The sequence below is a fragment of the Pantoea sp. A4 genome (assembly GCF_000295955.2).
Taxonomy (GTDB): domain Bacteria; phylum Pseudomonadota; class Gammaproteobacteria; order Enterobacterales; family Enterobacteriaceae; genus Pantoea; species Pantoea multigeneris.
Map to the genome: position 1 here is coordinate 143,957 of NZ_ALXE01000017.1, position 14,549 is coordinate 158,505.

The 14,549-nt window shown below is 49.9% G+C and carries 12 protein-coding genes; 11 read left to right on the plus strand and 1 reads right to left on the minus strand.

The features are described 5' to 3' along the window. Positions 1 to 21 precede the first annotated feature (21 nt). The 4 genes from B880_RS0103700 (at position 22) to B880_RS0103715 (ending at position 5,591) form a co-directional block, all read left to right on the plus strand. Complete coding sequence (locus B880_RS0103700; protein ID WP_017346025.1) at positions 22 to 2,907, plus strand: type I polyketide synthase; 2,886 nt, start codon at positions 22 to 24, stop codon at positions 2,905 to 2,907. Positions 2,908 to 2,921: 14 nt separating this feature from the next. Then, positions 2,922 to 3,956 carry an NAD(P)-dependent oxidoreductase gene (locus B880_RS0103705; protein ID WP_017346026.1) on the plus strand — a complete coding sequence of 345 codons (1,035 nt, stop codon included), beginning with the start codon at positions 2,922 to 2,924 and terminating at the stop codon, positions 3,954 to 3,956. Positions 3,957 to 4,006: 50 nt separating this feature from the next. Then, positions 4,007 to 5,107 carry a hypothetical protein gene (locus B880_RS0103710; RefSeq protein WP_017346027.1) on the plus strand — a complete coding sequence of 367 codons (1,101 nt, stop codon included), beginning with the start codon at positions 4,007 to 4,009 and terminating at the stop codon, positions 5,105 to 5,107. An 88-nt stretch (positions 5,108 to 5,195) separates the two neighbouring features. Continuing rightward, a complete protein-coding gene (locus B880_RS0103715; RefSeq protein ID WP_017346028.1) occupies positions 5,196 to 5,591 on the plus strand; it encodes an H-NS family histone-like protein in 396 nt (131 codons plus the stop codon). Between the two features lie 156 nt (positions 5,592 to 5,747). Here B880_RS0103715 and B880_RS0103720 read toward each other — a convergent pair whose 3' ends face one another. Continuing rightward, on the minus strand, positions 5,748 to 6,617 hold the full coding sequence (locus tag B880_RS0103720) for an aldo/keto reductase (protein ID WP_026042407.1): 870 nt from the start codon (positions 6,615 to 6,617) through the stop codon (positions 5,748 to 5,750). 655 nt (positions 6,618 to 7,272) lie between these two features. Between B880_RS0103720 and B880_RS0103725 the strand changes: the two genes are divergently transcribed. The 7 genes from B880_RS0103725 (at position 7,273) to B880_RS0103755 (ending at position 14,511) form a co-directional block, all read left to right on the plus strand. After that, entirely contained in the window at positions 7,273 to 8,592 is a 1,320-nt protein-coding gene (locus B880_RS0103725; RefSeq protein WP_017346030.1) for an NAD(P)/FAD-dependent oxidoreductase, read from the plus strand. Positions 8,593 to 8,646: 54 nt separating this feature from the next. After that, positions 8,647 to 9,978: an MFS transporter gene (locus B880_RS0103730; RefSeq protein ID WP_017346031.1), complete on the plus strand. Its 1,332-nt coding sequence runs from the start codon at positions 8,647 to 8,649 to the stop codon at positions 9,976 to 9,978. Positions 9,979 to 10,575: 597 nt separating this feature from the next. Continuing rightward, on the plus strand, positions 10,576 to 11,346 hold the full coding sequence (locus B880_RS0103735) for a substrate-binding periplasmic protein (RefSeq protein WP_017346032.1): 771 nt from the start codon (positions 10,576 to 10,578) through the stop codon (positions 11,344 to 11,346). Positions 11,347 to 11,471: 125 nt separating this feature from the next. Next, positions 11,472 to 12,245 (plus strand): ATP-binding cassette domain-containing protein, encoded by a 774-nt coding sequence (locus B880_RS0103740; protein ID WP_017346033.1) that lies wholly within the window; start codon positions 11,472 to 11,474, stop codon positions 12,243 to 12,245. 13 nt (positions 12,246 to 12,258) lie between these two features. Next, on the plus strand, positions 12,259 to 12,930 hold the full coding sequence (locus B880_RS0103745) for an amino acid ABC transporter permease (RefSeq protein ID WP_017346034.1): 672 nt from the start codon (positions 12,259 to 12,261) through the stop codon (positions 12,928 to 12,930). A gap of 10 nt (positions 12,931 to 12,940) precedes the next feature. Next, complete coding sequence (locus B880_RS0103750; protein ID WP_017346035.1) at positions 12,941 to 13,606, plus strand: amino acid ABC transporter permease; 666 nt, start codon at positions 12,941 to 12,943, stop codon at positions 13,604 to 13,606. A 23-nt stretch (positions 13,607 to 13,629) separates the two neighbouring features. Further along, the gene (locus B880_RS0103755) at positions 13,630 to 14,511 is read left to right on the plus strand and encodes a dihydrodipicolinate synthase family protein (RefSeq protein ID WP_017346036.1); all 882 of its coding nucleotides are present in this window, start codon (positions 13,630 to 13,632) and stop codon (positions 14,509 to 14,511) included. Positions 14,512 to 14,549: the final 38 nt, after the last annotated feature.

The window sequence follows — 14,549 nt, forward strand, 5'->3', positions numbered from 1 at the left end:
GGATCGATTATGCAACGGCAAATGAGTGCAAATCATCAGATAGCCCTGGTGGGGATGGCATGTCGCTTTCCGGGCGCGCAGGACATTGATACCTACTGGCACAACCTGATTAACGGCGTTGAATCTCTCGCGTCCCTGGATAAACGCCCTGAGGAGGCTGGCTACATTCCGGTTGCTGCACCGCTTGCGCAGGATATCGCGCGTTTCGATGCCGGATTCTTTGGCTTAAGTGCCCGGGATGCTGCCTTAATGGATCCGCAGCAACGACTCTTTCTTGAGTGTGCCTGGCATGCACTGGAGAGCGCAGGCATTACTCCTGGTAAGCTTACTGATACTGCTTTATTTGCCGGATGCAGCAGTTCGGAGTATCTGCGCCAGTGTGCTAGTGAGGCACGCTTTCGCGATTTGGCCCCCTCTGCGTTTGAACAGCAGATCACCAACGATAAAGATTATTTGAGTAGCCGGATAGCCTGGCACCTGGGGCTGGAAGGCCAAGCGGTCAATGTTCAGGCTGCGTGCGCCACATCGCTGGTGGCGGTGGCGGAAGCAGTATATGCCCTTCGTAGTGGTCGTTGCCGTCTGGCATTGGCTGGCGCATGCACTTTGCGCTTTCCCCAGGATAGAGGTTATGTGAGCCAGCAGGGTATGGTCTTCTCAACAGATGGACACTGTAGGCCATTCTCAGCGGAAGCCAGCGGGACGGTGTTTGGCAGTGGGGTTGGTGTGGTTGTCATGAAACGCCTGGAAGACGCTCTCGCTGAGGGTGATGAAGTGATTGCCGTCATAGAGGGGGTTGCCGTCAATAACGACGGCGCTGACAAGGTCAGTTTTACCACCACCAGCCTCTCTGGACAACAGCGGCTTCTGCGGGAAGCCCTGACAGATGCGGCTATGAAGCCGACATCATTACGGGCCATTGAAACCCATGGCACGGGAACCCTCGCGGGTGATCCTATCGAGTTTTCCGCCCTCGAAAGCGTGTTTCGGGAGTACACCGATAAAACACAGTTTTGTACTTTAGGGGCAGTCAAAGCCAATGTGGGCCATCTTGAGACCGCAGCCGGCATGGCGGGATTTATCAAGGCGGCTTTGCAAATCAAATATGGCTGGTTAACGCCACAAATTAACGTTGAAACACTCAATCCAACGGTGGGATGGCAGGGCAGCCCGTTTGAAATCATCAAAACGGCGGAGCCCTGGCCGGAGGAGGATGCACGCCGTGCGATTGGCGTGAGTGCATTTGGTATTGGGGGAACAAATGCACATGTCATTCTTTCCCGGCCAGCCAAAGGTGAGAACGCTAAAACTGCTGCAACTCAGCACTCACTGTTCAGCCGGGTGATTCCTGTTTCTGCGCGCTCTGAATCAGCGTTATACCGACTGTTAGGGCACTACAAAAAAATGCCAGTTGGTCACAGGGGCGATTCTCTGGCGTGGAGTGCCCAAACAGGGAGGATGCCGATGCGCTATCGCTGTACGTTGACACCAGGGAGTGATGGAACCCTGGAAATACATGACACGATCACCGATATCGGCCGGGGTCGACTGAATGTGGTCTTCCAGTTTCCAGGACAGGGTAGCCAGTTCATTGGGATGGCCAGAGAGCTCATGAATGATGACCCTGTATTTAATCAGCTGTTGCAGCACAAGATTGCGGCTCTGCGTGAGCACGTGCAACTCGATATTACAGCAATGTTTGATTCAGCCGGTGATGCAGATTTACTTAATAATACGGCGCTGACGCAACCAACGCTGGTGGCAGTGGAAATTGCGTTGGCTGAGCTGCTGATGCACTACGGTGTCATCCCCGACACGGTCATTGGGCATAGTGTCGGGGAGATTGCCGCAGCCTGGGCGGCGGGTGCATTTGATAGCGAACAGGCTGTGATTTTCGCGGCGAGGCGCGGTGCCTTAATGGCCGGGTTAGAGAGTGGCAGAATGCTGGCGGTCGAGCTGAGTGAAGCCGAGTGCCAGTGTTGGCTGAGTGGTGACGTCGCACTTGCTGCCGTTAACAGTGACAATAGCTGTGTATTGTCTGGTAGTCATACAGCAATCGCTGACTGTGAACAACGTATTCGCCGAGCCGGCATTCGTTGTAAAGGATTACCGGTCTCTCATGCATTTCACTCGTCGATGATGGAGCCTGTTCTCGCGAGCCTGCGGGATTGTGTTCCGGAGATTATCTCCTCGGATCGTGTTCAGCCTGTGCGCTTTATCTCTGCACTGCGTGCGCAGGAAATCTCAGATCTGCACCAACTTGATGCTGACTATTGGTCAAAGCATGCACGTAATGCCGTGCGTTATCACCAGGCGCTGCAACAGGTTCCGGAAAGGGGGAAAACACTGTTTATTGAGGTTGGCCCCGGATCAACCCTGACCTCACTGGTCACTCAGCTGCGCCAAAGCCATGCAAAAACGACAACCGTGCGTACCTTGCGTCGGCGTGATGATGTGCAAAGTGAAGGGGCGCTGTGGGTGCAGGCATTACAAAAGATCTGGCGCGCAGGCGTGGATATTCTCTGGGCGCGTCTCTGGGACCAGCCAGGACAACGTATCGCACTCCCGCTCTATCCGTTCGACCCGGAATACTGGTGGATGGGCGATCGTATCTTGCCCAAGCCCTCCAGCACCAAAACTGAGCCCCCCTCGACATCCAAACTGGGCCCTCTAGCGGTCCGTATAAATCAGATCTGGCTGGACATCACGGGTGCCGCCGCGCTCTCCATGCATCAGGATTTTTATGATGCAGGCGGCCACTCGCTGATGGCCTTACGCCTGTTGGCTGTACTGGAAAAGCAATTTGGCGTTGCCGTCAGTATGACCGATTTTTTACAGCAGCCGACCCCATCAGGGATTCAGCGTTGTCTGCAAAATGCTGGCGTTGTTGAGCAAAATCTCACTCATTAACAGGATGAAAGATCATGGCAGGAAATAACGTAGCAGTGAATGATAAGCAATATATTGTCGAGACCGTGCAGTTTGATCGCCAGACGTCGTTTACTTTGGCTTGCTCTCCACAAATGAAGCTTTTACCTGCCAATGGCGGCATTCGCTGGCGGCAATATAGTTCGCGCCAGCAGCAGGAAGCGGAAGCTGTGATGCTGGCGCAGCGCATGTCACTGAAGCACGGTTTGTACAACACGGGGTTCAGCGGCGGTAAGATAGTGGTGAATAGTCCACTGATGCCGTCACAACAACCTGAGGTTATCGCTGCCATCGGAGAGTTACTCAATCGCTACAATGGCACGATGTATACGGGTTGCGATATCAACACCAGTAATGCCGATATGGATAATCTGCGTCAGCACACCCCCTGGATCCTGAATGCTATGGATAGCCCGCAAGTTGATACCTCCATTGCAACCGGTTTCGGCGTCTGGAGTTCCATTCGCAAAATCATTGCGCTTCGCCTGCAACATGAGGCACAAGTGGTTATCGCGATTCATGGGATGGGCAAAGTGGGTGCAGAAGTCGCCCGGCAGTGCATGGCATATGGTTGTACGGTGGTGGGGTATGATATCAATCCCAATGCAAAATACCCGCATGGTGTTACCCGCGTGAGCGAGCAGCAACTGTTTGCTATGCCGAGTCATATCCTGTGTATCGCTTCGCTTTCAGGCATTCTTAACACTGAGAATGTTTCCCGGATAAATACCCAGTGGGTAGTGAGCAGTGCGAATTCACCTTTTAATAGCCTGAATGCCGAAAAACTGCTCGCGGCCAGGGATATTCACTATCTCCCTGATTATGTGAGTAATGCAGGTGCGGTCATCTGTGACAGCGTCGAGATGGCCTTCACTGAGCGCTATAACCAAATGAGCCAGGATCAGGTTAATGCCTACGTGCATTCGGTGATTGGAGCCAAAACAGAAGAGCTGCTTAATCGTTCTCAACTGCTGAATTGTGATGTGAGTTCACTGCTCCACCCCCTGTCTTCAGTGCTGACCGCAGCCTGATATTCCTCTGGGCTGCCTGTGCAGCCCTTGTTCTTCAATAAGTTACTATTATGCTGACTATCATTAATAAAGATGCGCTTAGAGCAAAAGTTGAGGCTGAATCAGGCGGGCAGCGAACTGTGCTGTATACCCGCAGCGGCCAGCCTAGCTATATGTTTGTGATCCCTGCTTTTTCGATGGAGGCTGTGGCTACAGGATTGGGAACACAACGGCATCCTGCCTTCACGGTAAAAGAGAAAGCAATCGCGGAGTTTTTTTACGGTTGCTATCCAGGCAGTATGCATAATGGCGAGTTACTTAGCCTTCCGCATCAGCGGCCCGCTAGCCAAGGTAGCCTGGCCGCCTTTCAGCAATCGGTTAAAAAAAATGGTCGAGGCTGGCACCTGAGCACCAATGCTGAATGGTGCGCGCTGATGTTTCTTTGCCGTTATTCTGGTTATGCGGAAGTCGGCAACACAGATTATGGCTGCTCCCATGCCGTGCCTGCCCAAAAGGGCATGCGTATTTCTGGCAACACCGGAGAGAACAGCGGCAACCCCGTTACGCTGACGGCTTCCGGTCCTGTTGAATGGCATCATGATGGCACATCATCAGGGATTAGCGATCTCTGCGGTAATCTGTGGGAGTGGCAAACCGGTGCTCGTCTGCACAATGGTGAAATTCAGATTATAAAAGATAATGATGCAGCAACGGATTTAGCACATGCCGAGTGGTGGGCGATTGACATGGAGAGTGGCGCGCTACTGCCGCCCGGCAGCCCCGCAACGGCTAAGTATGATTCCCCGGCTGCACTGTGTCTGGGTAACGCGGGTACGCCAGTATTAAGCCAGGATATCATTAATTTTAATGGGGAATGGGGTGATAACCGGAATACTTCCGGGCTTTTGGATGGGCCGTTCAACGACATCGTTTCTGCTCCAGGAAAGTCGGTTGCTACCCTGCTGCAAATTCTTGGCTTTTTCCCCTGGCACCAGGAGCCCGATGGGGATCAGGCTTACTTACGAAATTATGGCCAGCGAGCACTCTTGCGAGGAGGGGCGTGGTACTCCGGGAATGTTGCCGGAATGCGCACGTTGTGCCTGAGTCATGGCAGCAACCATGCGAGCGAAACCGTAGGCGCTCGGCCTGTTTGGTATTCGCCAGTGGGTTAACAAACTTGAATTTAGTAATTGTCTGCGTTTACACTCCCCGGCCACAAAAAAGATACACCTGTATAAATTTACACCCCATGAGGTAAAAATGAGCGACAAACTGAAAACTCTGAACAATATCCGTACTATTCGTGCTCAGGCGCGTGCCTTCGCGCTGCCAGAGTTAGAAGAGATGCTGGAAAAGTTCAGCGTCGTTGTTTCAGAACGTCGTGAAGCAGAATCTGCCAATATCAGTGCAATTCGTGAGCGTAATGAACAAATCGAAACATACCGCATCCTGCTGTTGCAGGACGGTATTGCTCCAGAGGAGCTGGTGACCACTGTGTCGGTGAAGCCGGTGAAGGCACGCAAAGCACGTCCCGCTAAATACCAATTTGTGAACGAGCAAGGTGAACTTCGCACGTGGACAGGCCAAGGCCGCACGCCAGGTCACCTTCAGACACAACTCAACGCAGGGAAATCTCTGGCCGATTTTCTGATCTGATCGGATACCACAATTAAAAACCGTCTTTTGGCGGTTTCAAATCGCTAACAAAGTTCTGGCTGCAAGGCCGGAACTTTGATCTTATAAGGTCAGTGCAATCTGAAATAATACTGGCCGGAGAAGCGATTAATCCCACCCTGATCGATAACAGCCGGTTTAGTCGTGGATTTTCACATCCAGACAACCACGAACAAATTCAGGCTTGAAATGTTTCACTGATTCGCCCACGTAGCCTAAATCGAGCGAATTGATTTGCTTCATCTCTTCATCCGTCAGAGAGAAATCCCAGATAGCCATGTTCTCTTCGATACGTCTGGCGTTTGTGGACTTTGGAATGACGGTCACACCGCGTTGTAAGTTCCAGCGCAGGATAACCTGAGCAACCGATTTTTTATGGTGGTCAGCAATCGCCTGTAGGATCGCATTATCAAACGGGTTATGTCTCCCGCCGCCTAAAGGTGCCCAGGCTTCGGGTTGAACGTTGTAGTACTTCATGGTTTCAATCGCGTCAGTCTGAGCGAAATAGGGATGTAATTCGACCTGATTCACCATTGGTTTAATTCTGACGGTTTCACAAAAGTTTGCCAGTACGTGAGGATAGAAGTTAGATACACCAATCGCTTTCAGCTTACCGGCATCATAAGCCTCTTCTAACGCTCGCCAGGCACTGAAATAATCCCGCATCGCCTGATGCAGTAAATAGAGATCAAAATAGGCTAATCCTGATTTCTGTAACGATGCTTCAATCCCTTGCCTGGCCGAGTCACTATTGGCCATGTCCTGTACCCACAACTTTGAAGTAATAAATAATTCTTCGCGGGTACACAAGCCAGCCGCAATAGCTTCACGCACAGCATCACCCACCGCATCCTCATTCCCATAGACGGCGGCGGTGTCGATCAGACGATAGCCAGTACGGATCGCATTCAAGACAGACTGTTTGCACTCTTCTTTGTCGGTGACCTGAAAAACGCCAAAACCTGCCATGGGCATCTTTATGTTGTTGCTTAAGAGGGCATATTCCACGGATCTACATCTCCACTTGGTTAAAGCATCGATATTAAGGTGTGTAATCAGACACGAAAACCCGGTTAACGTCGATTGCACTTATGAGAGATAGTCATGAATCTCAGTGGCAATTTCTGCCTGATGACGCTGACTTCAGCGTCAGGAACACGCGTCTTACGCTGTTAAGAAAACGTTATTTCGGCCCCGCCGATGTGGTTTTAGCGTCTATTTCTACATAGGCGCATGGAAATTACATTAAACAACCTCGTTACATTTACATAATCCTTACACTTGTCTTTCGCCGAGTGCTTACACGCGCAATGAAAAAATAAAATCAATTAAATCAGCATCTTGATTGATGAATCTACTAACGACTTACCCATTTCCTCGATGGGTTTTTGACTGATTAACACGATTTATTGAGAGTGATAATCATTACAAAATCTGTGCTTGAACAATTGGTTTACATTTTTATACGTGAAGTATACATCGTGTATACATATGATATTCCAAACCGTAGTGAGCACTAACGTCACAAAGGTGGCGTCTTGAGCAAGATGCCAGGGCATAAAAAAAATAAGTTTTGCGCTGTTTTTTAGGCAGTAATGCGCATTTTCAATACTGAAAAACTCAATCCCCAACACCATAAGTGGAATGTAACTGGAATAACACCATGAAAAAAATATCGGCATTACCTGCAGATGACGCACTGCCGGGTTGGTATCACACGAGCCGCGCTCGCACGCCAAAACCCGCTCACATTGGTCAAAAAAAATGCCGCTGGGCGATCATCGGTGCAGGGCTGACAGGGCTAGCCGCTGCACGGCAAATGGCACTGAATTTTCCTGATGACGAGATTGTGTTAATTGAAGCTCAGGAAGTGGGTTTTGGATCTGCGGGACGTAACGCAGGTTTTGCGATCGATGTGCCACATGATATTGGGGCTAAGGATTATATTGGCGATGTAAAAACAGCAAAATTAATTCTAAAGCTGAATACACTGGGCCAGAACTACCTTAAAGATTTAATTAAGACACATGACATTCAATGCCAGATGTCGGAATCGGGTAAATATCAAGCAGCGGTAGGGCAGCCGGGGATCGACATCCTGGAAGCCTATCGTTCTGGATTAGAAAAAATTGGCCGAGAGACGCAGATGATCTCGGGTAAAGATCTGCCTGAACACTTAGGCACATCTTATTATAAACAGGCACTTTTCATTCCTGGCACTTTATTGCTGCAGCCTTCCGCTTTAGTCAAGGGATTAGCGGATACTCTGCCTGCAAATGTGACCTTATATGAATACACACCGATTAAAGCCATAAATTATGATAATAAAGTTACGTTGATTCATGATAATGGCTCAATCACAGCGGATAACCTGATTCTTGCGAATAATGGTTTTGCATCGGAATTTGGCTTCCTCGAAAGAAAGCTGTTACCGACCTTCCTCTATGGCAGCCTGTCACGAGAATTGACCCAGGAAGAGCAACAACGTCTGGGAGGGAAACCTGTCTGGGGCGTAATTCCTGCACATCCATTTGGCAGCACCATAAGACGTACTGTTGATAACAGAATTCTTGTACGTAACAGCTTTACCTTCCATGGTAACGGCCGACCAAGTCAGGCTGAGTTGCAGAAGTTTGTTGAAAATCATCGCAAATCCTTCCAGCGCCGCTTCCCAATGTTGCCTGACGTCAACTTTGAATACACCTGGAGCGGGGCCATCTGCCTTTCAGAAAACCATGAAGGTTTCTTTGGCAAGCTGGCACCCAACGTCTACGGTGCACTTTGCTGTAACGGCCTTGGTATCACCCGCGGTACGGCTACGGGTGTATTACTCGCCGATATGCTCGCAGGTAAAAAGAGTGATTTGACCGATTTCCTGCTGGCATCACCGGGTCCAAACAAAACGCCTCCCGAACCTTTCTTATCCATTGGGGTGAATTCAGTGCTGAAATGGGGCCAGTTCCGCGCGGGTCTTGAGGTATAAGCCATTTTCTGGCGTATAAGCAGCAAAGTTCAAAGAGATAAATAAGGTAAAATTATGGATCGGGCAAAGCCTGTATTAATTGATGATGTTGAAATAAACCGCTTTCACCAGTTTCTGACCGCACGTACAGGTGGCGGATGGATAATGGTCGGATATATTTTGAGTATCATTGGCGTAGCAACATTATCCATGTCGGCAAAACTGGGTTTGAGTGGATTGTGGCAAGGCATGGTCGCGGCCATGGCACTACTCGGTGTGTTCTGCGGCGGTTTTCTCGGTGGATGGTTGACCGACAAACTGGGGCGTCAGAAACTTTTTTATGCATCACCTGCGGTCATATTCCTCTGTTCAATCGCCATGTACTGGGTGAACGGTGGCATGTCGCTGTCCTTACTGCGACTGATTTCAGGCCTGGCCGTGGGTATTGAATATACCGCTGCCGGTTCACTGCTGACTGAATTCATTCCGCAAAAAAGCCGCGGGTCGCGCTTATCGCTTCTGACAGTTCTCTGGTTCTTAGGTGCAGCGCTGGCCTATATTGTCGGCAATGCTTTACTGAACGATGCAAACGGTGATGCCTGGCGGAATGTGATGGCCAGCCCTGCCGTGATTGCCGGTTTATTATTCTTCTTCCGGCTTGGTACACCTGAATCTCCGCGCTGGTTGCTGAGTAAAGGGCGTAGACAAGAAGCAGAAAAGATCATCAAGCAGGTCTATGGTGCAAATTTCTCTCTAAAAAATATCGCTGAAGATAAATCTTCAGGTAAAGCGATGACGCTGAGTGACGCTTTACGTGCAGGCTATGGTAAGCGCATTTTCTTTGTTGTTATGTTCTGGGCCTGTGCCGTCATTCCCGTGTTTGCCGTGTATGCTTTTGTGCCGAAATTATTCCAGGCGCTGCATTTAACCGGCAACCTTGCGGCCTGGGGCTCAATGGGTATCACGCTGATCCTGGTACTTGGCTGTATCGCTGCAACCTGGTTAATTAACTACATTGGCCGACGGACGTTAATCATCCATAGCTTCTTATGGTCCGGTCTCGCTTTACTGGCGTTAGGTCTTTTACCTGATGCAGCAGGGTGGATCGTTCTGTCACTGTTCGGCGTTTATGCGCTGTTTATCGGTGGGGCTCAGGTGCTGGAATTTGTTTATCCAAATGAACTTTTCCCGACTGAAATCAGGGCTTCTGCGGTAGGTATGGGTGCCTCGCTTGCGGCATTGAGTAGCGCTGTAGGCACATGGCTTGTGCCTGTTTCATTGCAGTCATTTGGCATTGGCACGACGATGCTCGCTGCAGCCGTCATCACGCTGCTTGGGCTTCTGATCTCTCTGCTCCTTGCGCCAGAAACGAAATCAATGAGCTTGCAGGAAGCCGCTCAGCTCTAAAGTCAGTAGTAAAGTGCCTCTGTACTTGCAGAGGCACTTTTAATCAGACACTGACGCATAACGACTTTTCCCTCCAACGCGTGTACTCAGAGTTTCCAGTCAATGATGAGTTAATTAAATCCACATTAACTCAAACTAACTTATCAAAAAACTCACCTATCACGGACGCCAGTTTCTGACGCCGGAGGCTGGCTTTTCGTCTGTCATTGAACAGGGGATGATAGCAAGCTGATGTCTGCTGTATTCCCAGCCCGGCTAAGTTTCAGGAGTAAGATTGCAGCCGAAGGGCTTGTTTAGCGCCATTTCAGAATATTTTCTCAATGCCTTTCCTCTCAACGTGCTTTTTTGACGGTGATCACATGCACATGTCGATCGCCGTCAAAGTTTGATCATAAGCAAACCATATTGGTTGACTTTGTTAATTTCATGCTTCTATTCTCCTTGTTATCTGTGAATACAATCATGCATACAATAATGAGCATCGCATTATCCAAAATTTCCTGTTAGCAACATCAACGTTTTGATGAGGTCACTATGGTTAGCATTAATGCCCCTGCGGTTAAGCGGTTATCATGTTGTTTGTTATTGGGCTGTACGATGGCGGTGTCACCCCTTACCGCCTCAGCAGCAGATAATTTCTGGCAAAACATTCAACAAAAAGGGGTGCTGCGTTGCGGAGCGGCCACAGCAGCGCCCTATGTCATGAGGGATCCTAAAAATCAGCAATACAGTGGCTATTTTTCAGAACTCTGTCGTGACTTCGGTCAGAATGTATTGAAAGTGAAAGTGCAATTTATTGATGCCAGCTGGGATACGCTGGTGGCTGGATTGCAAAGTGACAAGTGGGACCTCGCGATGGGATTGAACCAGACGCCAGAGCGCGCCCTGGCAGTCGGGTTTTCTGTCCCTGTACAGGATTATCAAATCTCATTTCTGATTAATAAACAGAATCCTAAAGTAAACGCCTTAGGCAATAAGCTCGCCGACTTTGACAAAGCAGGGATCACTTTTGCTGTCATGTCCGGTACCGTACAAGACAGGGCGATCACTGCGGCCATTAAAAATGGAAAAATCATGCGGCTGCCTGGAAATGATGAAAGCCGCATGGCGCTGATGGCCAGACGCGCTGATGTGCTGGTGGACGCCAGTGATACTAATCATCTGTTTGCTCTCGCTAACCCCGACTGGGCGACAGAAGTATTGCCATCACCTGCTCTCGCAAAACAGGGGGTTTCATTCGCTTTACCCCGCTCTGTCTCTGAAGCTGACAGGGATGTCCTTAACATTTACCTGACGCAACGTCGCGCTACGGGTGAAATTGATCAGTGGGTAAATAAAGCCTCACAAGAAGCGAACGCCGCTAAGTAAGGTAAGTCAATACACTCATTAAATAAACCCTGTGCATTACCGCACGTCGTGGAGGAAAACCCATGAACGCCTCAAGTCATTTGGCTACGGCTCTCTCTCGCGCCAGTCATGAGCAACCTGTATTAATGAATGAATTTCACAAGGGAGACTTTATTCATTTAAACAAGGTCTGCAAATCTTATGGCGAACTTAAGGTCATGGATAATTTCGACCTGAGTATGCGTAATGATGATCGTCTGGTTATTATTGGCCCCAGCGGTAGTGGTAAAAGCTCTCTGTTGCGTGTGTTAATGGGCCTTGAGGGAATACAGAGCGGAGAAATTAACTTTCAAAAAAATGACTATATTGTCGGCGATAAGCAAAAAGAAGCCAAAATTCTCGACAGAAATATCCAGAAGAAAATTGGTATGGTGTTTCAGCATTACACGCTTTTCCCCCATCTTTCTATTTTAAGCAATCTCATTCTGGCACCGGTCAAAGTCCACAACATGGGTAAAGCAGAGGCCACTGAAAAAGCGCGTGCCTTGCTGGCGCGCTTTGGTCTGGAGGGCAAGATTAACGCGTGGCCGAGCCAGCTTTCAGGGGGCCAGAAGCAGCGAGTCGCGATAGCGCGAGCGCTTATGCTGGAGCCTGAATTGATGCTGTTTGATGAAGTGACCTCTGCGCTGGACCCTGAAATGGTGACTGAAGTGCAGAATGTCATGATGCAACTGGCGAATCAGAAAATGGCGATGATTATCGTGACACATGATATGCATTTCGCGCGAAATATTGCCTCACGCGTCGTCTTCTGCGCCAACGGGAAAATAGTTGAACAGGGCAGTCCCGAAAAACTCTTTACTTGTCCCAGAGAAACACGCACGCGTGAGTTTCTGGAAAAAGTACTGCACCTGAATTAAAGGGGAGTTATAAATGGATTATCAATTCAACTTTAATTTTCTCAACGGCAGTTTTGGCGCGCTATGGGATGGGTTGAAAGTGACGCTTGAACTCTCCCTGATGGCAAATTCACTTGGCCTGACGTTGGGTTTTTTATTATGTATGATGGCAATGAGTTCGATTTCCATCATTCGTTGGCCAACCAAACTTTTCATTGAGTTTTTTCGCTGCACGCCGGTATTACTGCAAATCATCTGGTTTTATTACTGTGTGCCGATGATGTTCAATCTGTTTCTTGACCCGATTTACATGGGTTTCCTCGCGCTGGGATTAAACCTGGCGGCATTTAATGCAGAAGCTTATCGCGCTGGTGTACAGGCGGTGCCGCGTGAGCATCACGATGCGGGTATTGCGCTGGGGCTGAATAAGGTGCAGCAAACCCTGTATGTGGTGTTACCTCAGGCGGTTCGCAGCGCGCTACCGGTGCTGATGACCAACGGCATTGCCATTTTGCAACAAACCGCGCTGGTCGCCATCGTGGCCATCTCTGACCTGATGTATGTCGGCAAGAATATCGCGACTGAAACCTATCGCCCGCTGGAAACCTATTCACTGATCGCGCTGATTTACTTCGCGCTCTCATTGCCGATTTCACAACTGGTTGGATGGGTTGAACGCCGCCAGGATGCGGCCACCGCACGCTGAGGATTGCATCATGACACTTGATTTCACCCAGGTCTTCTCTTACTGGCAGGTGCTGCTACAGGGATTAGGTCTTACGCTGGCTTTCACACTGAGTTGTGCCGTGTTGGGCATTATGGCGGGCTTTATTATCAGCTTGCTGCGCTTGTCTCCGGTGGCCCCATTACGCTGGCTAATCACGTTGTACGTCGAATTCTTTCGTGGAACGCCGCTGCTCATCCAGTTGTTCTGGGTGTTTTTCTGCTTACCGGTGGTGTTTCACATCGATATTGCGCCATGGCTGTGCGTCACCCTGTCGCTGGTGATGTACATGGCGGCGATCACCAGCGAGACCTTTCGGGGGTCGCTGAAATCGATTGCGGGTGAGCAGCATGATGCCTGCATAGCCCTGAGTCTGACGCCGACCACCAAAATTCTGTATGTCATCTTTCCCCAGGCGTTGCTACGCGCAATCCCCACGCTGCTTTCCAATGTGGTCAGCCTGTTTAAAGAGAGCGCGCTGATCTCATCGGTGGGCGTAGCCGACCTGATGTTTGTCGGCCAGAACATTTCCAACAGTACGGCACGACCAGTGGAATTTCTTACCGCTGTCGCCGTGATCTATTTCGTTGTGGCATTCCCCTTAACGCGCCTGGTGGGTGTTGTTGAATCGCGTTTGTTACGACGTTATGCCCTTTGATAACTGACTCCACAGGAGGAGTAATGATGAAATTGAACGGTATTTTACCCGCGCTGGTAACCCCATTTAATGCTGCTAACGAGGTTGATCACGATCAGCTGGCCAATATTCTGGAGTACCAGCTGAAGGCGGGCGTCAGTGGGTTTGTGCCCCTGGGATCAACAGGAGAGTATTACGCGCTGACCAATGAAGAACGCCGCCAGGTGTTAAAAACGGTGAAGGCCGTCGTCGGCGACCGCGGCACGTTGATTGCCGGTGCTAACGGCTCCTGTACGCGTGAAGTGCTGGAACAGGTAAAACAAACTGTCGATGCGGGTTACCACAATCTACTGATTGCGCCACCTTACTATGCGTTGCCTTCTCAGGACGAGTTGATTGGCCATTATCAGGCCATTCTGAATGAATTCAGCGACATCAACCTGGTGCTGTATAACTATCCGGTACGCACCAACGTGGAGGTCGGGTTTAGCGTGCTGGATGCATTTAAAGATCATCCCCGTGTGATCGGCATTAAAGAGAGCAGCGGCAGCGTGCTGCGTGCAGTGGAAATTGGTAACAGCTATAAAGACAATTACCAGCTCTCTTGTGGCTCTGATGATGTCGCCTTTGACTTCTTTATGTGGGGCGCCAGCAGCTGGATCTGCGGTCCGGCCAACTGCTTCCCCGATCAGATTTGCGAATTCTATCGCAAGTTCAGCAGCGGCGATCTGACCGGTGCGCAAAACGTCATGCGTTCGCTGTTCCCGGTCATGGCGAGCATGGAAGAGGGGAAATTTATTCAGAAAGTAAAATATGGCTGTGAACTGGCAGGGTTCAAACCCGGCAATGCGCGCATGCCTTTACAGCCGTTAACGACTGAAGAGAAAGCCTCGTTCCGCAAAATCTTCGAAGCGTCTCAGGTTTAAATCAATTGGCGACGCGGGCTGGCGAATCTGCGATATTC